This is a genomic window from Salmonella sp. A1325, assembly GCF_056991255.1.
Genome location: NZ_JAMLWO010000006.1, coordinates 1 through 22564, shown reverse-complemented (window position 1 = coordinate 22564; position 22564 = coordinate 1). Strand labels below are relative to the sequence as shown.

General features: G+C 51.7%; 19 protein-coding genes. 13 read left to right on the top strand and 6 right to left on the bottom strand.

Annotated features, from left to right (window positions below; genetic code table 11):
- Positions 1-4: 4 nt before the first annotated feature.
- From NAZ64_RS13160 to nhaR, 5 genes are all read left to right on the top strand, one after another.
- Positions 5-1195 (top strand): anaerobic sulfatase maturase, encoded by a 1191-nt coding sequence (locus NAZ64_RS13160; protein WP_024797417.1) that lies wholly within the window; start codon positions 5-7, stop codon positions 1193-1195.
- Positions 1196-1213: 18 nt separating this feature from the next.
- Positions 1214-2467 (top strand): IS1/IS1595 family N-terminal zinc-binding domain-containing protein, encoded by a 1254-nt coding sequence (locus NAZ64_RS13155; protein ID WP_077914018.1) that lies wholly within the window; start codon positions 1214-1216, stop codon positions 2465-2467.
- A 126-nt stretch (positions 2468-2593) separates the two neighbouring features.
- Positions 2594-4309, top strand: a complete 1716-nt coding sequence (locus NAZ64_RS13150) for an aryl-sulfate sulfotransferase (RefSeq protein WP_024797419.1) — start codon at positions 2594-2596, stop codon at positions 4307-4309.
- Positions 4310-4471: 162 nt separating this feature from the next.
- Positions 4472-5638, top strand: coding sequence for a Na+/H+ antiporter NhaA (gene nhaA / locus NAZ64_RS13145; RefSeq protein ID WP_000681340.1), 1167 nt, complete (start codon positions 4472-4474; stop codon positions 5636-5638).
- A 61-nt stretch (positions 5639-5699) separates the two neighbouring features.
- Complete coding sequence (gene nhaR / locus NAZ64_RS13140; RefSeq protein WP_000062872.1) at positions 5700-6599, top strand: transcriptional activator NhaR; 900 nt, start codon at positions 5700-5702, stop codon at positions 6597-6599.
- 54 nt (positions 6600-6653) lie between these two features.
- Here the strand turns inward: nhaR and NAZ64_RS13135 are convergent, their stop codons facing one another.
- The 3 genes from NAZ64_RS13135 to rpsT form a co-directional block, all read right to left on the bottom strand.
- Positions 6654-8693: a glycoside hydrolase family 31 protein gene (locus NAZ64_RS13135; RefSeq protein WP_220569416.1), complete on the bottom strand. Its 2040-nt coding sequence runs from the start codon at positions 8691-8693 to the stop codon at positions 6654-6656.
- 39 nt (positions 8694-8732) lie between these two features.
- Complete coding sequence (locus tag NAZ64_RS13130; protein WP_220569415.1) at positions 8733-10106, bottom strand: MFS transporter; 1374 nt, start codon at positions 10104-10106, stop codon at positions 8733-8735.
- Between the two features lie 455 nt (positions 10107-10561).
- Positions 10562-10825, bottom strand: a complete 264-nt coding sequence (gene rpsT / locus NAZ64_RS13125) for a 30S ribosomal protein S20 (RefSeq protein ID WP_001518655.1) — start codon at positions 10823-10825, stop codon at positions 10562-10564.
- 105 nt (positions 10826-10930) lie between these two features.
- On the opposite strand from rpsT, the gene NAZ64_RS13120 reads away from it, so the two are divergent.
- From NAZ64_RS13120 to rihC, 8 genes are all read left to right on the top strand, one after another.
- Entirely contained in the window at positions 10931-11146 is a 216-nt protein-coding gene (locus NAZ64_RS13120) for a DUF2575 family protein (protein WP_001538903.1), read from the top strand.
- A 7-nt stretch (positions 11147-11153) separates the two neighbouring features.
- Entirely contained in the window at positions 11154-12092 is a 939-nt protein-coding gene (gene ribF, locus NAZ64_RS13115) for a bifunctional riboflavin kinase/FAD synthetase (protein ID WP_000767311.1), read from the top strand.
- Between the two features lie 44 nt (positions 12093-12136).
- Entirely contained in the window at positions 12137-14971 is a 2835-nt protein-coding gene (gene ileS, locus NAZ64_RS13110) for an isoleucine--tRNA ligase (RefSeq protein ID WP_001670710.1), read from the top strand.
- Entirely contained in the window at positions 14971-15471 is a 501-nt protein-coding gene (lspA, locus tag NAZ64_RS13105; protein ID WP_000042736.1) for a signal peptidase II, read from the top strand. The genes ileS and lspA overlap by 1 nt, the downstream gene beginning before the upstream one ends.
- A 154-nt stretch (positions 15472-15625) precedes the next feature.
- On the top strand, positions 15626-16075 hold the full coding sequence (gene fkpB / locus NAZ64_RS13100; protein ID WP_000047269.1) for an FKBP-type peptidyl-prolyl cis-trans isomerase: 450 nt from the start codon (positions 15626-15628) through the stop codon (positions 16073-16075).
- Between the two features lie 2 nt (positions 16076-16077).
- Complete coding sequence (ispH, locus tag NAZ64_RS13095; protein WP_001166422.1) at positions 16078-17028, top strand: 4-hydroxy-3-methylbut-2-enyl diphosphate reductase; 951 nt, start codon at positions 16078-16080, stop codon at positions 17026-17028.
- Between the two features lie 199 nt (positions 17029-17227).
- A complete protein-coding gene (locus tag NAZ64_RS13090; protein ID WP_483640957.1) occupies positions 17228-18430 on the top strand; it encodes an XAC2610-related protein in 1203 nt (400 codons plus the stop codon).
- Positions 18431-18445: 15 nt separating this feature from the next.
- On the top strand, positions 18446-19366 hold the full coding sequence (rihC, locus tag NAZ64_RS13085; protein WP_220569413.1) for a ribonucleoside hydrolase RihC: 921 nt from the start codon (positions 18446-18448) through the stop codon (positions 19364-19366).
- A gap of 21 nt (positions 19367-19387) precedes the next feature.
- Here the strand turns inward: rihC and citB are convergent, their stop codons facing one another.
- The 3 genes from citB to NAZ64_RS13070 all read right to left on the bottom strand — a co-directional run.
- The gene (citB, locus tag NAZ64_RS13080) at positions 19388-20074 is read right to left on the bottom strand and encodes a citrate response regulator transcription factor CitB (protein WP_134945045.1); all 687 of its coding nucleotides are present in this window, start codon (positions 20072-20074) and stop codon (positions 19388-19390) included.
- Position 20075: 1 nt separating this feature from the next.
- Complete coding sequence (gene citA / locus NAZ64_RS13075) at positions 20076-21695, bottom strand: citrate sensor histidine kinase CitA (RefSeq protein ID WP_183052896.1); 1620 nt, start codon at positions 21693-21695, stop codon at positions 20076-20078.
- A gap of 134 nt (positions 21696-21829) precedes the next feature.
- A partial coding sequence (locus tag NAZ64_RS13070; RefSeq protein ID WP_483640956.1) for a sodium ion-translocating decarboxylase subunit beta occupies positions 21830-22564 on the bottom strand: 735 nt, incomplete at its 5' end.

The following is a 22564-nucleotide window of genomic DNA, read 5'->3' as shown; positions in this document are numbered from 1 at the left end:
GGTAATGATGTTTGGGAAAAGTTGTCAGGTCATGGTTAAACCAACCGGATCGGTGTGTAACCTTGACTGCAAATACTGTTTTTATCTGGAGAAAGAAAAGCTCTATCCGGATCGAAAAAACCATTACAAAATGTCGGAAGAGACCCTCGAACTCTTCATCAGGCAGCAGATTGCCGCACAGGATATTGATGAGGTCATTTTTGCGTGGCAGGGCGGGGAACCCACATTAATGGGTATCCCGTTTTATCGTAAAGCCGTTGAATTTCAGCAGCGCTATTGTGGCGGCAAAACCATCGTCAATACCTTCCAGACTAACGGCATCCTGATCAACGACGACTGGGCGACCTTCTTCCGGGAGCATGACTTTCTGGTTGGAGTCTCTATTGATGGCGATGCCGCGTTACACGATGAATGGCGAGTGACGCGCTCCGGAAAGCCGACGCATGAAAAAGTAGAAAATGCGGTGCGTTGTCTGGCGCAGCACGACGTGGAATTTAATACCCTCACGGTAGTTAACCGTACCAATATGCATCATCCTGTTCAGGTCTATCGCTACCTGAAAAGCATTGGTAGTCGCTATATGCAATTTATCCCTTTAGTTGAACGCTGTGGGGAAAATGGGCTGGCGCAGCCGCAGGATAAACACATCGCGATGACGCCGTGGTCGGTCGATAGCCTGCAATTTGGTCAGTTTCTGAATGCGGTATTTGATATCTGGATCCGTGAGGATATCGGCGATATCGGCATCCAGCTATTTGAACAGACGCTGGCGGCCTGGTGCGGCCTGCCGCCGCAGGTTTGCGTTTTTGCTCCCACCTGCGGCAGCGCGTTTGCGATGGAAATGAACGGCGATGTTTATAATTGCGATCACTTCGTATATCCGCAATTTAAACTGGGGAATATCCACCAGAAGACGCTGCGTCAAATGAATCAGGGCGAACAAAATCGCCAGTTCGGCAGCGATAAACAGCGTTCAATGGCGCAGGAGTGCCATCGCTGTCAATGGAAGTTCGCCTGCTATGGCGGCTGTCCGAAACATCGTTTTTTACCCTCTGTGTCAGGCGCAACCAATCATAACTATCTGTGTGCAGGTTATCAGGCTTTTTTCTCGCATACCGCGACGGCGATGAGTGCCATGCGAACCCTGTATGAAAAAGGCATCTCACCTGCAGAAATAAAGTCAATATTTGTTTGAAGGTAGTATTCGCAGGGAGTGAATATGTTTTCTCACATTAATGTCGATGCTTGCAAAACGCCCGGCTGCAAAAATCTGGGGATTCTGGAGAGTCCAGACTATCTACCGCAAGGGAAAAATGTTCTCTGTCGAGCGTGCGGTTTTTTGTTCCCCATTATCTCAGCCAGATCGCTTAATCTTTTTCGCCAGGCGGCGAATCAATCCTGGAAAGGTCTGGTGAAGTCCTGTCCGCATTGTGGCGGGACGTCGCTGAAAAAATATGGTTTTTCCACTAAAGGTGAACGGCGTATGTATTGCCGCCAGTGTAATAAAACGTTCATCTCCTATACCGCTATCAGGGGCGACGCCAGACAAGAGAACCTTGCCACGTTGATTGGCGAAGGAGCGTCGCTAGTTGAAATACGGGCGGCGCTGGTGATAGACAGCACGGGTTTTAGCCGCGAATTACAAAAACTGTCCCGTCGTGCTAATCAAGCGGAACGCGATTTTGTGTTTCCCGCGTTTGACATCGCTATGAGCACGCGGGCGTTTCGCGTGAAATTTAACGGCGGCGACAGCAGCTTATACGTGTTGGTGACGGCGGAAGAAGAGAGCGGTAAGGTCGTCGCGATCTCAACGAATTACTCCGCACAACCGGTGGAGGCGGATTATCAGTATCATTCTGATTACGAAGAACGGCTCCCATCCGGCACGCTGGCGCATCTGGTGCAGCGAAAAGAGGCGCTGACCATGCGCCGCAATGTATTATTTGATGTAGATTACGGCCCCGCCATTTTATATAAAAACGATCCGGGGATGTTAGTAAAACCCGTATTACCTGCTTATCGACATTTTGAGTTGGTTCAGGCGTTGACGGATGAGCGCTCCCTGAATGTCCAGCATTATCTCGATCACGAATGCTTCATTCTGGGCGGCTGTATGATGGCGAATTTTAGCTATCTTCGTCAGGGTCGCTGCCATATTTCGTTTGTGCGTGAAAGAGGCGTTACGCCGCCCAAGCGCGATCTCCCTCCGCGGTTGTTTTTGAGCGGCGGAATTCGCAACAACGTCTGGCGTACATTTTCCACACGGGATTATGCGATGGCAGTATGCAATCTCACAGGAAATAAAAAGGTGAGTTTGTTACGCCATGCGACGTTAAATAGCGCGACGGCGTTTATTCGCTATGTTCACAACCATCCCTTCCTGCCGCATCTTAACCGGATGTCTCCTGGCAATGTTGTTGCCGTACTGGATTACCTAAAATTTGAATATAACGCTTCACGTAACTGAATTGATAAAATAAAAAGTGTGATGAGGTGTTGTTGCGGTATTTTATTCGGACGGCTTAAAAATCCAGAGTATTAATTTTCGTGGTCCCCATGAGGGGCGATGAGATTAATACACTGGAGATTTATCATGAATACGTTAACTGCAACGTCTGTTGTCCTTCCTGCGCCGCGTCCGGCGATTAATCAGGGTATCGATATCAATAATGAAATGGTGCTTAACCATACTGCTATTTATGAAAATTGCCTTACGCAGGTCACGCAAGAGAATACGGTAGAAAATGCGCTCATGTTGTTAGACCCTTACGGCACGGCGCCTTTAAGCGCTTATGCCGGGGTCTGGAGTCTGGAATCAGCTGAGATCATGGTCACGGTCCAGGATGCGGCAAAAACGGCGATGCCGATAGAACATCTTTACACCCTTACGCCAGGCGCAAATCTGTTGCCGGTTCTGGGGCTGGTAGCGGAGACTGAAAACCATATTGTCTTTTCTCAGGCAGATGCGCCACTTGCTGTCTATACACTCACCACACAGCCGTTACCGCCGGTAGATTCCGCGGAAGTCGTATTAGGTTTTCCGATTATCAACGTGACGCAACCTGCTACCGATGCGGACAAGATGGCGCCAGGGTTTTATTTTATTACGCATTTCGATCGCTATAATTACGCATTAGATCAGAATGGTCTGGTGCGCTGGTACGTTACTCAGGATTATCCGTCTTATAATTTTGTTCGAATTGATAATGGCCATTTCCTCACCACTTCAGAAGCGAAAAATACCTATCTGGATATGTATGAGTTCGACATGATGGGGCGTCTTCACACATTCTATAATCTCGATAATCAATTTCACCATTCTATCTGGCCGTGGGACAGCAATACCATTGTTGCGCCCTCTGAATATACCTCGGGTCGGCCCGACGATTTGAAAACCAATGAAGACGGCGTATCGGTTGTCGATCTGACTACCGGGCTGGAGACCGCTTACTACGATATGGCGAAGGTGTTGGATACGACGCGGGTTTCCCGTCCTTCAGGTACGGCGCCGGGAGAAGACCCGACGGTTAAAGACTGGCTGCATATAAACCAGAGCTACGTGAATGAGACGAATAAGTTGTTAATTGCGTCCGGGCGTCATCAGAGCGCGGTGTTTGGCGTCGATCTGCAAACGCAAGCGTTACGCTTTATTTTGTCAACGCATGAAGACTGGGACGACGCTTATCAGCCTTATCTTTTAACCCCGGTCGACAGTGAAGGTGTGGCGCTTTACGACTTTAGCAAACAGGAGGATATCGACGCGGCTGACCGTGACTTTTGGACGTGGGGCCAGCATAACGTCGTTGAAATCGCCAATAATACGCCGGGTATAGTGGAGTTTATGGTATTTGATAACGGTAATTACCGTTCACGTGATGACAGCAAAAGCCTGTTACCGCCGGATAACTACAGTCGCATTGTCCATTTCGTGGTGAATATGAATGAGATGACCGTTATGCGGCCATTTGAATACGGCAAGGAGCTGGGCGCGCGTGGCTACAGTAGCTGCGTTAGCGCGAAAGCGATCCAACAAAATGGCAATATTGTGGTGCATTTTGCCGACTGCACGTTTGATGAAAATGGCCGCGCCATCTCTTGCCAGCCTGGCGAGAGCGATATTATCGATCCGCAGGCGGGCAGCGAGGCGATGGGGCTGCTAATTTTACAGGAGATTGCGCCTACGGAGAAAACCGTGCTTTTTGAAGCGACCATGACGTCAGGTTACTACAAAAACGCGGAAACGAACGGGGAAGGCTATCGCTACGATATTACCAGTTTCCGGGTGTATAAAATGGATCTGTACGCGTAGCGGTCTATCATCAATGACTGACTGCACTAAAAAAGTCCGGCGTAAGTCGGACTTCATTTCGTAAAAAACGAGCTATTCATCATATATAATCTAATTTTAACGATGAGTCAGGCGAGGTAAGATAGTAGATTCGAAGAATTCACCTGATTGAGAGAATAAAAAGTGAAACATCTGCACCGATTTTTTAGCAGCGATGCCTCTGGGGGCATCATTCTCATCATCGCCGCTGCGCTGGCTATGCTGATGGCCAATATGGGCGCGACCAGTGGATGGTATCATGATTTTCTGGAGACGCCGGTTCAGCTACGGGTTGGGGCGCTTGAAATCAACAAAAACATGCTGTTGTGGATCAACGATGCGCTGATGGCCGTGTTTTTCCTGTTGATTGGCCTGGAAGTTAAGCGCGAACTGATGCAAGGCTCGTTAGCCAGTCTGCGCCAGGCCGCTTTTCCGGTGATTGCCGCCATCGGCGGGATGATTGTACCGGCATTGCTCTATCTGGCCTTTAACTACTCCGATCCGGTCACTCGCGAGGGCTGGGCTATTCCTGCCGCGACGGATATCGCCTTTGCGCTGGGCGTGCTGGCGCTGTTGGGCAGCCGGGTTCCGCTGGCGCTGAAAATTTTCCTGATGGCGCTGGCGATCATCGATGATCTCGGCGCCATCGTTATTATCGCACTGTTTTATACCAGCGATCTTTCTATCGTCTCGCTGGGCGTGGCGGCGTTCGCGATTGCCGTGCTGGCGCTGCTGAACCTGTGCGGCGTCAGACGGACTGGGGTATATATTCTGGTCGGGGCAGTGCTGTGGACGGCGGTACTGAAGTCCGGCGTTCACGCGACGCTGGCAGGCGTCATTGTCGGCTTCTTTATTCCGCTGAAAGAAAAACACGGTCGCTCGCCGGCGAAGCGTCTGGAGCATGTTCTGCATCCGTGGGTCGCGTACCTGATCCTGCCGCTCTTCGCTTTTGCGAATGCCGGCGTTTCTCTTCAGGGCGTCACGATTGACGGTCTGACCTCCATGCTGCCGCTGGGAATTATTGCCGGTCTGCTGATTGGTAAGCCGCTGGGGATTAGCCTGTTTTGCTGGCTGGCGCTGCGTTTCAAGCTGGCGCATCTGCCGCAGGGGACCACTTATCAGCAAATCATGGCGGTCGGCATTTTGTGTGGCATTGGCTTTACGATGTCCATCTTTATCGCCAGCCTGGCATTTGGCAATGTCGATCCGGAACTTATTAACTGGGCGAAATTGGGCATTTTGATTGGTTCATTGCTCTCCGCAGTGGTCGGGTATAGCTGGTTGCGCGCGCGTTTGAACGCGCCGGCATAACCAGTACGAAGGAAAGGGGGAGCGATGAATCGCTCCCTTGCGACATTGAACAGGGAGAGGAATGAGCATGTCTCATATTAACTACAACCATCTTTATTACTTCTGGCATGTCTATAAAGAAGGTTCTGTCGTGGGTGCCGCAGAGGCGCTTTTTCTGACGCCGCAAACCATTACGGGTCAAATTAAAGCCCTGGAAGAGCGTTTACAGGGGAAGCTATTTAAACGTAAGGGACGCGGTCTTGAGCCCAGCGAACTGGGCGAGCTGGTTTTTCGCTATGCGGACAAAATGTTTACGCTAAGCCAGGAGATGCTGGATATCGTCAATTACCGCAAAGAATCAAACCTGTTGTTTGATGTCGGCGTCGCCGATGCTTTATCCAAGCGTCTGGTCAGCAGCGTTCTGGATGCGGCGGTGGTGGTGGACGAACCCATACATCTGCGTTGCTTCGAGTCCACGCACGAAATGTTGCTCGAACAGCTCAGCCAGCACAAGCTGGATATGATTATCTCCGACTGCCCGATAGATTCCACGCAGCAGGAGGGGCTATTCTCAGTCAAAATCGGCGAATGCAGCGTCAGTTTCTGGTGCACGAATCCGCTTCCTGAAAAAGCGTTCCCTGCCTGCCTGGAAGAGCGACGGTTGCTGGTGCCGGGACGTCGCTCAATGCTGGGGCGTAAGTTGTTGAACTGGTTTAATTCGCAGGGGTTGCAGGTTGAGATCCTCGGTGAATTTGATGACGCGGCCTTAATGAAGGCGTTTGGCGCGACGCACGATGCGATTTTTGTGGCGCCGAGCCTTTATTCACTGGATTTTTATGCCGATGAGTCGGTAATAGAGATTGGGCGCGTGGAGAATGTCATGGAAGAATATCATGCGATTTTTGCCGAGAGAATGATCCAGCATCCGGCGGTGCAGCGTATTTGCAATGCGGACTACTCGGCATTGTTTAAACTACAGTAGACATACCTACCGTAATACTTCCGGCTGCGGAACTAGCCCGCAGCCGGAATCATTCTACAAGTTCAGCAGGCTACGGTACTGTCCACCTTCGCGGATAAACACCGGAATTCTGTTCAGTGGCGTAGCGTACTGCAGCGTCTGCCCTCCTGAATAGCTTTCACCGGTCGCAAGATCCGTCCATGTTTCCCCTTCCGGTAGCCAGACATCACGTTCGTGCATACCTTCATGCATGACGGGGGCGATCAGCAGGTCAGGACCAAAACAATACTGGTCGGTGATTGCCCAACTTGTTTCCTGTTCGGGGAATTCAAAGAACAGGGGGCGCATCACTGGCGTATTGTACTTATGGGTTTCCTCCATCAGCGCTTTGATATAGGGCTTGAGTTTTTCTCGCAACGCCAGGCAACCTGTCAGTACGTCGCATACTTCCTCACCGTAGCTCCAGACCTCGTTCGGCGCACCTGTAGGGCACTGGGCGATACCATCCCGGTACGGTTGTGCGGGTAAAATCTGCGGATCGCGGTTGCCGTGCAGACGCATCACCGGGCTAAAGACGCCCCACTGAAACCAGCGAATCAGCAATTCATGGAATTTCGGGTCGTGAATATTACCGCCATGGAAACCGCCGATATCCGTCGTCCACCACGGTATCCCCGCGATTCCCATATTAAGTCCGGCGGCAAACTGGTTGCGCAGCGATCTAAACGAGGAGTGAATATCACCTGACCAGACCAGTGCGCCGTACTTCTGACTGCCGGCCCAGGCGCAGCGTAGCAGGTTGATAACCTGGTCTTCGCCATCGGCTTTCATGCCGTCAAAAAAGGTTTTAGCGTACATACGTGGGTAGATATTGCCCACTTCCAGTACCGGCCCGGCATGGTAGCGATAGTTGTCGTAGTCGTAAACGCTGAACTCAGGTTCGGCTTCATCTAACCAGAATAACTTCACGCCTTTATCGTAATAGTTGCGTTTGGCTTTGCCCCAGACGTAGTCGCGCGCGCCCGGATGAGTCGCATCAAAGTAAGTGGTATTGCCGAGGAAATCCATATTGATCGGCAAGCCACGTTCCGTTTGTACCAGCCAGCCGTTTTCGCGCATCTCCCGATAGCTTTCGGTACGGTTATCCACCGTCGGCCAGACGGAGACCATCAGCTCAATTCCCAGCGATTTCAGCTCGGCAATCATGGCATCAGGATCGGGCCAGTCGCGCGCATCGAACATCCAGTCACCCTGATTCGGCCAGTGAAAGAAGTCGATAACGATCACTGAGATAGGCAGATTGCGACGCTTATATTCGCGGGCGACCTCCAGCAGCTCTTCCTGCGTGCGATAACGGAGTTTGCACTGCCAGAAGCCCATGGCGTAGTCCGGCATCATCGGCGGCGTGCCGGTAGCCAGCGCGTAAGCCCGGCTAATTTCTGCCGGGGTATCGCCAGCCGTGATCCAGTAGTCCAGCTGTTCGCTGACCTGCGCTTCCCATTCGGTAACGTTTTGGGCAAAGGTTACGCGTCCGACTGCCGGGTTGTTCCATAAAAATCCGTAGCCCAGACTGGAAAGCATAAACGGTACTGAGGCCTGGGAGTTACGTTGCGCCAGCTCAAGCACGCATCCTTTGAGATCCAGGTTGGCCTGTTGATACTGCCCCATACCATAAATTTTTTCCCCTTCGGTGGCTTCGAAGCGAGCTTTCAGTGAATATTTCCCACCCTGAATCGGGCGGAACTCGCGTCCCTCAAGGTTGAGTGCGCTGACGTACTGGCCGTGAGATGATTCATCCTCGCCAATTTCGCCCCGCAGGCGCCAGAACTCCTGCAACAGGGGTTTGTGTCGATGGCGGTAAAAGGTAACTTGTCCTTTTTGATTGACGATAGCGATAATTTTGCCGTTGGTCAGCGTTGCCTGGTGGTGCTCATAATCAATGTGGCACTGGCTTTCTGCGACTGGCTCAGTCAATGCCCAGTCTTCATTTCTCATTACCGGCAGATGACGGCCGCTGCGTACGCGCAGGCTGTTCTCGCCCCAGGGTTCAATCCATAAATAGCGATCGTTTTGCTGCCAGACCAGACGACGCGGGTCTTGTTGCATAAATGGCATGGTGGTGCCTCCCATATTCGAGGGTGAAGGTAAAGAACGTTATGAGTTGACGGTTTCCAGATCGTGGCGAATCTTCTCTTCCATCGCTTCGTATTTGCGAAAGAAAAGTAGTGGGATCGCTGCGAGCGCGAAGAGTAGGGCGGGTGCCCAGATAAAGGCCCAGATAATTCCCTCCAGACCCGCAGCACTCTGGGCATGGTTGGGGACATAGCCAAAACTGTTCATGATCCAGGCGGCGAAAGCGGTGCCGAGGCCACTACCCATCTTGATGCAGAAGGTGCTGCCGAAGGCGATAAGAATGCCGGTAGCCTTAATACCGGTTTTCCAGGCGCCGAAATCGACGGCGAACCCTAGCATGGCAAACGGCATTGAGCAGGCGATACCGCTGCCGATATTGCCGAGTATCCAGGCGGCGATGAGGAAAGTAATGTTGTCCGCTGCCAGCCACATCATGACGCCGCCAAACGTGGCGACCAGCAGACCGCCTACCCATATCCAGGTTTTAGCCAGGTATTTGCTAAAGAAGGGGATAGCGATGATAAACAGGATCTGAATCGTCGCCAGGCTGTTAATCAGCGGTACCAGATCTTTACGGTCGAGGTTGTAGGTCAGATAATAGACAATGGTCGTGTTGCGCTGCTGTAGGGCAATCCAGAAGATCAGATTAGCCAGCACCATCAGGATCCACGGCCAGTTACCTTTCATCGCCGCGAAACTTTTTTTCATCGGCAATTTAGGTTCATGCTGTATTTTATCCGTATCCATTTCACGAATGTTTTTAAACGCAAAGAGCGTTAGCGCGCAGGATATAATGGCAAATGTAATTGCCGTATAAATAAAACCAGCGTGATCATCACCGTTACCTAAAAAAGCGACTAACGGCAAGGCGGTCGCGTTCATTAATAAAACCCCAATTTGCCCACCGGTCATTCGCCAGGAATTTAAAACCAGTCTTTCCTTGGGAGATAAGGTCATCAGGGGTAATATTGCACTGAGTGGTGTATTAAGTCCGGTAAATAGAATGCTGGCAATCATATAAGATATTGCTGCATAGATGGCTTTTCCTGTCATACTGATATCAGGAGACCAAAATGACAGCGCACTGAATACCGCAAAAGGCAGCGGTAACCATAAAAACCAGGGACGACATTTACCGTAGCGTGAACGCGTTTTATCGATGATGATCCCCCATATGGGGGCATCTATGCCATTGATAATACGCGCCAGCAGCAGGATAACGCCTGCTACGGCAAGGCTAATGCCCGCAACGTCTGTGTAGAAATATAAAATGTACGTTGAACCGAAGCAGTACAGCAGATTACCCGCCACATCCAAAGAGCCGTAGCTAATACGCTGTAGTAAAGACAATGATGCTGACCCGGAAGGCTGGGTATCCTCAATGACAGAACTCATAATGATAACTCCGATATTGGTACGATACGCCCAGAAAAACAACCTCTACTTTCTAAGCAAGTTTTAAATATTATTTTTATGTCGTTTCTGAATTTAACCTCAGATTAAAATGAGTGAGTAAGGTGTACATGAAAAGTAGTTAACCCGACGGCATCAATCAATTATCAAATCTTACATCAGGATTGCGTTTATTAGTTTTTGAATGAGCGATGTTTTTATTTGCTAAGATGGTCACAATTTTTTCAGTAATGAAATAAAAAAAGGAAAACAGTGAAAGAAAATAACTTTCAAGTATTATGTGACTAAGGGAGGGATAGCTGAAAAAATAGGCTGATTAGTAAGAGCGTGAACGAGTGAGATCAGCGCCAGCGGTTGACGAGCAAAACGGCAGATAGCAGGCATAAAAAAACCCGCTTTACGCGGGTTTTTTTACAAAGCTGATAACAAGCAGGCGATTAAGCCAGTTTGTTGATCTGTGCAGTCAGGTTAGCTTTATGACGTGCAGCTTTGTTTTTGTGGATCAGACCTTTAGCAGCCTGACGGTCCACGATCGGTTGCATTTCGTTAAATGCTTTCAGTGCAGCAGCTTTGTCGCCAGCTTCGATAGCTGCGTATACTTTCTTGATGAAAGTACGCATCATAGAGCGACGGCTTGCGTTGTGCTTACGAGCCTTTTCAGACTGAACGGCGCGCTTCTTAGCTGATTTGATATTAGCCAAGGTCCAACTCCCAAATGTGTTCTATATGGACAATTCAAAGGCCGAGGAATATGCCCTTTTAGCCTTCTTTTGTCAATGGATTTGTGCAAATAAGCGCCGTTTAAATTGCAGCACTCGTTGCGTAGTGATGGCGCAGGATTCTACCAGCTTGCGTGCTGTGAATACAGCCTTTCCATGAGAAAAATTGCATTAAGCGGCGGGTTTTGGGGCGGAGTTTGCCGCATGGCGATGAAAAGCATCTTCTTTATGTTTCCTCAGGGCAATAGTCGGTTAACCTTGACCGCTGTACAAGGTATACTCTTGCGATTTTCACTGTTTTGAGTCAGACATGAAGCTGATACGCGGCATACATAATCTCAGTCAGGCCCCGCATGGGTGTGTGCTGACCATTGGTAATTTCGACGGCGTACATCGGGGGCATCGCGCTCTACTGCAGGGTTTGCAGGAAGAAGGACGCAGACGCGGTCTGCCGGTGGTGGTCATGATTTTCGAACCGCAGCCGCTGGAGCTGTTCGCGACGGATAAAGCGCCCGCTCGCCTGACGCGCCTGCGTGAAAAACTGCATTACCTTGCGCAGTGCGGCGTGGACTATGTGCTGTGCGTGAAATTCGATCGCCGCTTTGCCGCTTTGACGGCGCAAACGTTTATCAGCGAACTGCTGGTGGAGCGACTTGGCGTGCAATTTCTTGCCGTCGGCGATGATTTCCGCTTTGGTGCTAGCCGCGCGGGCGATTTCTTGTTATTACAGAAGGCGGGGGCGGAGTATGGTTTTGCGGTTTCCAGCACCCAAACCTTTTGTGAAGGCGGCGTGCGTATCAGTAGTACCGCAGTGAGACAGGCGCTGGCGGAAGATAACCTGGCGCTTGCCGAAAGCCTGCTGGGACATCCCTTTACTATTTCCGGGCGTGTCGTTCATGGCGACGAGCTGGGACGTACCATTGGCTTCCCGACGGCGAACTTACCGCTGCGCCGTCAGGTCTCCCCGGTAAAAGGGGTCTATGCGGTGGAAGTCACCGGGCTTGGCGATAAGCCGTTACCCGGCGTAGCGAACATTGGCACTCGTCCAACGGTGGCTGGCGTGCGTCAACAACTGGAAGTACATCTGCTGGACGTTGTAATGGACCTCTACGGTCGCCATATAGATGTAATACTGCGTAAAAAGATACGTAATGAGCAGCGATTTGCGTCGCTTGATGAGCTAAAAGCGCAAATCGCACGCGATGAGTTAACGGCCCGCAAGTTTTTTGGGCTAGCCGGGCAGGTGTAATCCTGACGGTGTTTATCAAACCGAAATACGGAACCGAGAATCTGATGAGTGACTATAAATCGACCCTGAATTTGCCGGAAACAGGGTTCCCGATGCGCGGCGACCTCGCCAAGCGTGAACCGGGAATGCTGGCGCGTTGGACCGATGATGATCTGTACGGCATCATTCGTGCGGCCAAAAAAGGCAAAAAAACCTTCATTCTGCATGATGGCCCTCCATATGCGAATGGCAGCATTCATATTGGTCACTCAGTTAACAAGATTCTGAAAGACATTATCGTGAAGTCCAAAGGACTGTCGGGATTTGACTCGCCTTACGTGCCGGGCTGGGACTGTCACGGTCTGCCTATCGAGCTGAAAGTCGAGCAGGAGTTCGGTAAGCCGGGCGAGAAATTCACTGCCGCTGAATTCCGCGCCAAGTGCCGCGAATATGCCGCTACGCAGGTTGACGGCCAGCGTAAAGACTTCATTCGTCTGGGCGTGTTGGGCGACTGGTCGCATCCGTACCTGACCATGGACTTCAAAACCGAAGCCAACATCATCCGCGCGCTGGGCAGAATTATCAAAAACGGTCATCTGCACAAAGGCGCTAAGCCGGTGCACTGGTGCGTTGACTGCCGTTCCGCGCTGGCGGAAGCGGAAGTTGAATATTACGACAAAACGTCGCCGTCTATCGACGTGGCGTTCCGCGCCGTCGATCAGGATGCGGTGAAAGCGAAGTTTGGTTTGCCGGGCGTGAGCGGCCCTGTGTCGCTGGTTATCTGGACCACCACGCCGTGGACTCTGCCGGCTAACCGCGCCATCTCCCTGGCGCCGGACTTTGATTATGCGCTGGTGCAGATTGACGGCCAGGCGGTGATTCTGGCGAAAGATCTGGTTGAAAGCGTCATGCAGCGTATTGGCGCGGCTGAATACACCATTCTCGGCACCGTTAAAGGCGCGGAGCTGGAACTGCTGCGCTTTACCCATCCGTTTATGGGCTTTGACGTGCCGGCGATCCTCGGCGATCACGTCACCCTGGACGCCGGTACCGGCGCGGTACATACCGCCCCTGGTCACGGCCCGGACGACTATGTGATTGGTCAGAAATACGGTCTGGAAACCGCTAACCCGGTTGGCCCGGACGGCACTTATCTGCCAGGCACATATCCAACGCTTGACGGTGTTAACGTCTTCAAAGCGAACGATATCGTTATTGAACTGCTGAAAGAAAAAGGCGCGCTACTGCATGTCGAAAAAATGCAGCACAGCTATCCGTGCTGTTGGCGTCACAAAACGCCGATCATTTTCCGCGCGACCCCGCAGTGGTTCGTCAGCATGGATAAAGAAGGGCTTCGTCAACAGTCGCTGAAAGAGATCAAAGGCGTTCAGTGGATCCCGGACTGGGGTCAGGCGCGTATTGAATCAATGGTCGCTAACCGTCCTGACTGGTGTATCTCACGTCAGCGTACCTGGGGCGTACCGATGTCGCTGTTCGTGCATAAAGAAACGCAGGAGCTGCTGCCGATTGAGCGTACTCTGGCGGCGATGGAAGAGGTGGCGAAACGCGTCGAAGTTGACGGTATCCAGGCGTGGTGGGATCTCGACCCGAAAGAGATCCTCGGCGAAGATGCTGATCAATACGAGAAAGTTCCGGATACGTTGGACGTTTGGTTTGATTCCGGTTCCACCAGTTACTCCGTGGTTGACGCACGTCCGGAATTCGCCGGTCACGCTGCCGATATGTATCTGGAAGGCTCTGACCAGCATCGCGGCTGGTTTATGTCCTCCCTGATGATTAGCGTGGCGATGAAAGGCAAAGCGCCATACCGCCAGGTACTGACTCACGGTTTCACCGTCGATGGTCAGGGGCGCAAGATGTCCAAGTCCATCGGTAACACCGTGTCGCCACAGGATGTGATGAATAAACTGGGCGCGGATATCCTGCGTCTGTGGGTGGCGTCTACTGACTATACCGGCGAAATGGCGGTCTCTGACGAGATCCTGAAACGTGCTGCCGACAGCTATCGCCGTATCCGTAATACCGCGCGCTTCCTGCTGGCGAACCTCAATGGCTTCAATCCGGCCACCGATATGGTCAAACCGGAAGAGATGGTGGTGCTGGACAGGTGGGCGGTGGGCTGCGCGAAAACGGCGCAGCAAGAGATTCTGAAGGCATACGAAGCTTACGACTTCCATGAAGTGGTACAGCGCCTGATGCGCTTCTGCTCCGTTGAAATGGGCTCGTTCTACCTCGACATCATCAAAGACCGCCAGTACACCGCGAAGGCCGATAGCGTCGCGCGTCGTAGCTGCCAGACTGCGCTGTATCATATCGCAGAGGCGCTGGTTCGCTGGATGGCGCCGATCATGTCCTTCACGGCTGATGAAATCTGGGGCTACCTGCCGGGCGAGCGTGAAAAATATGTCTTCACCGGCGAATGGTACGACGGGTTGTTTGGCCTGGAAGAGAATGAAGAATTTAATGACGCATTCTGGGACGATGTCCGCTATATCAAGGACCAGGTCAACAAAGAGCTGGAAAATCAGAAAGCCAATGGCATCAAATCGAACCTGGAAGCAAAAGTGACGCTGAAATATGCTGACGATGCTAACGGTACGATCAAGAAGCTGAAACTGTTGGGTGAAGAGGTCAGATTTATCTTCATTACTTCCCAGTTCGTGATTTCTGAGCAAGCGGGGGGTATTGATGATGAAAATATTCAGTACAATGCTGGTAATACGACAGTTCAGGCAGTGGTAACGCGTGCCGAGGGTGATAAGTGTCCGCGCTGCTGGCACTACACTACTGATGTCGGCAAGGTGGCGGAACATGCAGATATCTGCGGACGCTGTGTCAGCAACATCGCCGGTAATGGCGAACAACGTAAATTTGCCTGATGAGTAAACCACTCTGTTCAACAGGACTACGCTGGCTATGGCTGGTAGTAGTCGTGCTGATTATCGATTTGGGCAGCAAATACCTGATCCTCCAGAATTTCGCTCTGGGGGATACGGTAGGGCTGTTCCCGTCGCTTAATCTGCATTATGCGCGTAACTACGGCGCGGCTTTTAGCTTCCTGGCGGATAGCGGCGGCTGGCAGCGCTGGTTCTTTGCCGGGATTGCGATAGGGATCTGCGTAATTCTTTTGGTGATGATGTATCGCTCGAAAGCGACGCAGAAGCTGAATAACATCGCTTATGCGTTAATCATCGGCGGCGCGCTGGGGAATTTGTTCGATCGTCTGTGGCACGGCTTTGTTGTCGATATGATCGATTTTTACGTCGGCGACTGGCATTTCGCGACGTTCAACCTTGCCGATAGCGCGATCTGTATCGGCGCGGCGCTTATTGTACTGGAAGGCTTTTTGCCGAAGCCGACAGCGAAAGAACAGGCATAAGCGTAAATACCGGGTGGCGCTTATCCGGTTTTGTAGGCCTGATAAGCGCAGCGCCATCAGGCAAACGTGGTGCCGGATGGCGGTGAAAACGCCTTATCCGGCCTACGGTTTTATCGTTCTTTGTGCCTCCGGGCAAAACACGTGAGCAATTTGCATGTCTAAATCCGTACAGAGCAACAGCGCGATCCTCGTTCACTTCACCCTGAAACTGGATGATGGCTCAACGGCGGAATCTACCCGCAATAACGGCAAGCCAGCCCTGTTCCGTCTTGGCGATACCTCGCTTTCCGAAGGTCTGGAGCAGCAGCTTCTGGGGTTGAAAGAAGGGGAAAAGAAAGCGTTTTCGCTGGAGCCTGACGCCGCGTTTGGCGTCCCCAGTCCGGACTTGATCCAGTATTTCTCGCGCCGTGAGTTTATGGCGGCGGGCGAACCGGAAGTCGGGGCGATTATGCTTTTTACCGCAATGGATGGCAGCGAAATGCCTGGCGTGATTCGCGAAATCAACGGCGACTCGATTACCGTTGATTTTAACCATCCGCTGGCCGGGCATACCGTTCACTTTGATATTGAAGTGCTGGAAATCGATCCGGCGCTGGAGGCATAAACATGCAGATCCTGTTGGCCAACCCACGCGGTTTTTGCGCCGGGGTAGACCGCGCTATCAGCATTGTTGAAAATGCGCTCGCCATTTACGGCGCGCCAATTTACGTTCGGCACGAAGTCGTGCATAACCGCTATGTAGTGGACAGCCTGCGCAAGCGCGGGGCGATCTTTATAGAACAAATTAGCGAAGTGCCGGATGGCGCCATTCTGATCTTCTCCGCTCATGGGGTTTCCCAGGCGGTGCGTAACGAGGCGAAAAGCCGCGATCTTACCGTTTTTGACGCCACCTGCCCGCTGGTGACGAAAGTCCATATGGAAGTGGCGCGCGCCAGTCGTCGCGGTGAAGAATCTATTCTCATCGGCCACGCCGGGCACCCGGAAGTGGAAGGCACCATGGGCCAGTACAGCAACCCGGAAGGGGGGATGTACCTGGTTGAGTCGCCAGAGGACGTCTGGACGCTGAATGTCAAAAATGAAGGCAAGCTCTCCTTCATGACGCAAACCACGCTTTCCGTGGACGATACGTCCGATGTGATTGATGCGTTGCGTAAACGCTTTCCGAAAATCGTCGGCCCGCGCAAAGATGATATTTGCTATGCCACTACTAATCGTCAGGAAGCGGTGCGGGCGCTGGCGGAGCAGGCTGACGTAGTGCTGGTGGTCGGCTCGAAAAACTCTTCTAACTCTAACCGATTGGCGGAACTGGCCCAACGGATGGGAAGAACCGCGTTTCTTATCGACGATGCGGCGGATATCCAGGAGGCGTGGGTGAAAGAAGCCGCCTGCGTCGGCGTCACCGCTGGCGCTTCCGCGCCGGATATTCTGGTGCAGAATGTTATTGCGCGTCTGCGCGAGTTTGGCGGCGGCGAAGCTGTCACGCTTGAAGGGCGCGAAGAAAATATTGTTTTCGAAGTGCCGAAAGAACTGCGTGTGGATGTTCGTGAGGTCGAATAAGATTTCATAATTCAGAAATCTGCCTGATGACGCTACGTTGGCCAGATCTTAAGAATTTCTTTTGATATTCAATGTGCGACAGGAAGAATAAGGCGTAGTCGTCATCCGTTGTTAATGCCCCACCTTTTTGCTATTCATCTGAAAAACCAGCACAATCGTTGCTGGTTTTTGGGTTGTAATGCCTACAGGGATAAGGGAAATGGGCAAAATAAAATATGGATTGGCAACGTTACTCGCCATCGGCTTTTGGATGGACGCGACAAGCGCCACGGTGCTGGAGCTACCCGCCTGGGAGCGAAACTATACCGGAACTATCGCGGGGAAACCGGTAAACGTTAATATCACGCGATTTGGTAACACGCTTTATGGGTATTACTGCTATAAACCCTGCAATCAGCACAAGGCAGCGATTGCTCTACGCGGCTCACTCCAGGATAAAGAGGTGCATCTTGAAGAACGCGTAAAGGCGCTTTCGGGTTACTGGAATGCGGAAATCTCCAGCAGTGAGATTAAAGGCGAATGGACGTCCGCAGATAAAAAACGACATTTTCCTGTTGCCCTTATCTACCTCAAACCTAAAAACTCCCTTGATATTGTGCTGGTCACGAACACGAATGATGCAGGGGGTTACGACCCTTCCAAAGAGATTGATTGCGGCAATACGCCGGCCATTTCGGCGATAAAATTATACCGTGATGGTAAACTCATACAGACCTTAGATACCGCCTCGGTGGGCACTTGTAGCCCGTTTATGCCTCAATGGGGGGATGTCAATTTTGATGGCTACCCGGATCTGTCGATTGTAACAGAGTTACTTGCTGGGCCGGATGCTCCAGTACAAACATGGCTCTATGACCCCGCCAAACAGCGTTATGTTGATGCGCCAGCGTCTTATCAGGAAATCACTTCACCAGAGATCGATGCTGAACATAAACAGATTGTCAGCTATTGGCGCGGCGGTTGCTGCAGCCATGGCGTCAATGTGTATCGCTGGAAAGGAAAAACGATTGAACTGATCGATCGCGGTGAAAGCTACTTTCAGCCTGTGATCAGTAAAGGCAAAATGTATAACTGCTACATGATACCTTCCTACGCTGATGGGCGTATTATTTATCCGCTAGTACGTAAAAATGGTCATTTGACGCCGCCTCTTAGCCTTGATGGGACGTGTCAACCTTTTTGGCTAACCGGTAATATTCGTACCGTGATTCAGGCAGAAAAACCCGGCGCTGAGCCCGAATCGCTTGAGATTCAGTGGCAGGAAAACAAAGCATCGCCAGGGCGTTTTTGTCCATTAGTTCCGTTTGTCGAAGGTGATAAGCTAAGTCCGCGTCTGGTGACGGATGACGATGTGCCTGATACCTGTATCAGTCGCGCTGAGTATGAAGATATAAAACAATAGGTCAGGAGAGCGTTAATGACAGCATCCCTACACATTATTCTTGATACCGATCCGGGCATTGATGACGCGGCTGCGATTGCCGCTGCGCTGTTCGCCCCCCAGCTTGATCTGCAACTAATAACCACCGTCGCAGGCAATGTTTCCGTTGAAAAAACGACCCGTAATGCGTTGCAGCTTCTGCATTTCTGGGACGCCGATGTGCCACTTGCACAAGGGGCCGCGACGCCGCTGCTGCGTCCGTTACGCGATGCGGCATACGTCCACGGCGAATCCGGTATGGAAGGCTATGATTTTGTCGACCATCAGCGCCAACCGCTGGCGAAGCCTGCGTTTATCGCTATCCGGGATGTGTTGATGAACGCCCCGGAGCCCATGACATTAGTGGCGATTGGGCCATTGACCAATATTGCGTTGCTACTGATGCACTATCCGGAGTGTGCGTGTAACATTCGCCGTCTGGTGTTGATGGGCGGTTCCGCAGGGCGCGGCAATTTTACGCCTAATGCTGAATTTAACATTGCTGTCGATCCGGAAGCCGCCGCCCACGTATTTCGTAGCGGCATTGAGATTGTGATGTGTGGGCTGGACGTCACCAATCAGGCCGTGTTGACGCCGGAGTATCTGGCTACGCTTCCTGCGCTTAATAAAACCGGCGGCATGCTGCATGCATTGTTCAGCCATTACCGCAGCGGCAGTATGCAAAGCGGTCTGCGGATGCACGATCTCTGCGCTATCGCCTGGCTGGTGCGTCCGGAGCTTTTTACCCTGCAATCCTGTTTTGTGGCCGTAGAAACGCAGGGGCAATATACCGCCGGTACCACGGTGGTGGATATTGAAGGGCGTCTGGGGCAGCCCGCCAACGCGCAGGTGGCGCTGGCGCTGGATGTGGACGGTTTTCGTCAGTGGGTGGCTGAGGTGTTTGCCTATGCGCCGTAATTACATGTTGGCACCATAATCTCATACTTTGCCGCGATAGAGTCTCTCCGGCCTGCCCACTTTCCCGTAGCTGATCTCCGCTTCGAGAAAGTTATTTTTCACGCCTTGTTCCAGATAGCGTCGGGCAGTGGTTTTACTGCTGCCCAGAATTTGCGCCAGAGTGTCTGTTGTATGTACTGCCTGCGGGTCGGCGAATATTTGTCGTACCCGGTTGAAGGTGTTTTCATCAATTCCCCGCAGTCCGCTATTCGGTTCTGCGGTTTGTTCTTTGGCCTGGATATTAAATAAGGCATCAACGTGCGTCTGGTTTGCCTGCTCACTGGAACGTAATGAACTGCGGTAACGGGTAAACCGCTCCAGGGTATGTTGCAGGCGCTGATAATGTACCGGCTTAATCAGATAATCGAATACGCCCATGCGTAAGGCATCGCTGATGGTATCCATATGATTGTCGGCGGTAATGAAAATAATTCGCCCCGTGTAGTTGGTGCTGATGGTATGACGAATTAAATCGATCCCTTTGCCATCGGGTAAAAAATTATCCAATAGAATTAACTGTGGTTGATAGAGGCGTATTTGCTTCTTTGCACTTTCCAGTTTGTCTGCGATGCCGACGATTGAAAACTGGGGAAAAAGCTTGATGGTGTCCACCAGGATTTCCGCTAGCATCGGTTCGTCTTCAACGATGAGTGTCGTAATGCTATCCATGTTATTCTTCTCTGGTAAAAGGGATATAGAGGGTAAAAATGGTGCCAAAAGGATTATTGTTATCGACGATAATGTCACCATTGGCCTGCTTGACGTAGCTGTGCACCAACCATAATCCAATTCCGTGATCGCCGTTGTTGTGGGTGGTCACTCCACGCTCGAAAATATGCTGGCGGATATTTTCGTCAATACCACATCCCTGATCGGCAACTTCAATAATGACTTCATTACCTTCGCTGTTGATCAGGCACTCAATCTGTCGCGAGCCTTCGCGATTGAGCAGGGTGGCGTTATAGGCGTTATCCAATAAATTGCCAACAATCGAAATCCATTCATTATGCGAGAGCGATGACGGCAGGTGTTCAACAAAGCTTGAAGGATCGAAAATCAGCTCCAGCCCCAGCTCTTTTGCCCGATAATATTTACCGATTAATAGCCCCGCAAGGTGGTGGTCACGGAAATTATGGGAAATAAAATCGAGTACTTTCTGGTGGCTTTCCGACTGCTGCTGAATCAGCGCCAGCGCATTATCGTAGCGCTTCAGGAACAGCAGTCCGGCAATGGTGGAAATAAGGTTGCGATGCTCATGCTGCACGGCGCGCAGGTTATCGGCGTATTGCCGCACCTGACTTAACTGCAGGCTGAGTGTATTGATATCGTCTTTGTTGCGAAAGCTAATAACCCAGCCCTGAGGCTGGCTGTCAATAATGACCGCCATGCGACTGGCGATGACTTTCATTTGGTTAAAGGTGACGATCTCATCTTTTTTGTTTTTTTGCGGCGCATCGTAAAAGAAGGCCTCCGGCAACACGATATGGTGGATTGCATAGCCAATGAGTTCAGACTCCGGTTGGCTCAGATTCAGTAAGCGGCGAGCCGTTTGGTTAATGGCGGTAATACGGTGATGGGAGTCAATGGCGATCAACCCTTCAAATACCGACTCAAATAACACGCTTTGCTGAATTAATAGTTGTGAAAGCTGCTGCGGCTCCATGTTAAGCATCTGCTTTTTAATATGCAGCGAGAAGCGGCGGGCGCAGTACAACAGCACCAGCAACAGTATCGCCATCGGGAACAGCAACGAGCTGATTTGTAAGTTAAGCCAGCTCTCTAACTGTTCCAGAGTATAGCCGACGGAAACAATACCGATGACTTTACCGGTACTGTCCTGAATCGGGGATTTACCACGCAAGGAAGAGCCTAATGAACCTTTGCGCACCGATACGTAGCTTTTAGCATTATACAGCGCATCGTCGCTATCGCCGCCCTCCATATATTTGCCGATCTCATCCGGGTTAACGTGATACAGTCGCTGACCTTTTTCGTTGCCAACGGTAATGTAAGTCGCATCCGAAAACGAGCGCATTGGGTCAATCAGCGCTTTGATGCGTGGCAAATCATGCGCCTCTACGGCTTCAACTAATTCTGGCATAGCGGATATTTGCATTGCTTGAATAAGCGCACGTTGACCCACCTGATAATGCAGGCGCTCTTTCGTGATATCGGTCAGATACCAGGTGATTGCCAGCATCACGATGGTGGATGTAAACAGGATCAGTAGAAATATCCGGTTTTGAAACGAGTGTCTGGCAAACCAGTGTGTAATTTCCCGTATAAACATATTGGTATTTAGATATTTAATTACGGTATTTTCTTGCATTCGGCATCACCGGAACCTGAACCAGTTCATACTTACTTTTCTTTCAGAAAAAATTTGGATGAAAATGGGATACGACATGCGTATCCCATCCACTATTACATTGCCAGTACGTACTTCAGCATCACGCCCGCCGCAATGGCCGAGCCAATCACCCCGGCCACGTTCGGGCCCATCGCGTGCATCAGCAGGAAGTTCTGCGGGTCCGATTCCAGGCCCACCTTGTTCGACACGCGCGCCGCCATCGGCACTGCCGACACGCCGGCGGAGCCAATCAGCGGGTTGATTTTGTGCTGACTGCACAGGTTCAGCAGCTTCGCCATCAGTACCCCGGCCGCCGTCCCAATCCCGAACGCAATCACCCCCAGCAGCAGAATGCCCAGCGTCTGCGGCTGCAGGAACTTGTCCGCCACCAGTTTTGCGCCAACGGAAAGCCCCAGGAAAATGGTGACGATATTAATCAGCCCGTTCTGTACCGTGTCGCTCAGACGCTCCACCACCCCGCTTTCACGCATCAGATTGCCAAAGCAGAACATCCCCAGCAGCGGCGCGGCGTCCGGCAGCAGCAGGGCCACCAGCATGAGCAGCACCACCGGGAAGAGGATTTTTTCCCGCTTACTCACCGTGCGCAGCTGCACCATGCGGATTTTGCGCTCTTTCTCGCTGGTCAGCGCGCGCATAATCGGTGGCTGGATTAACGGCACCAGCGCCATATACGAGTACGCCGCCACCGCGATGGCTCCCAGCAGCTCCGGGGCCAGTTTGCCCGACAGGTAAATCGCCGTCGGGCCGTCCGCGCCGCCGATAATGCCGATGGCCGCCGCCTGCGGCAG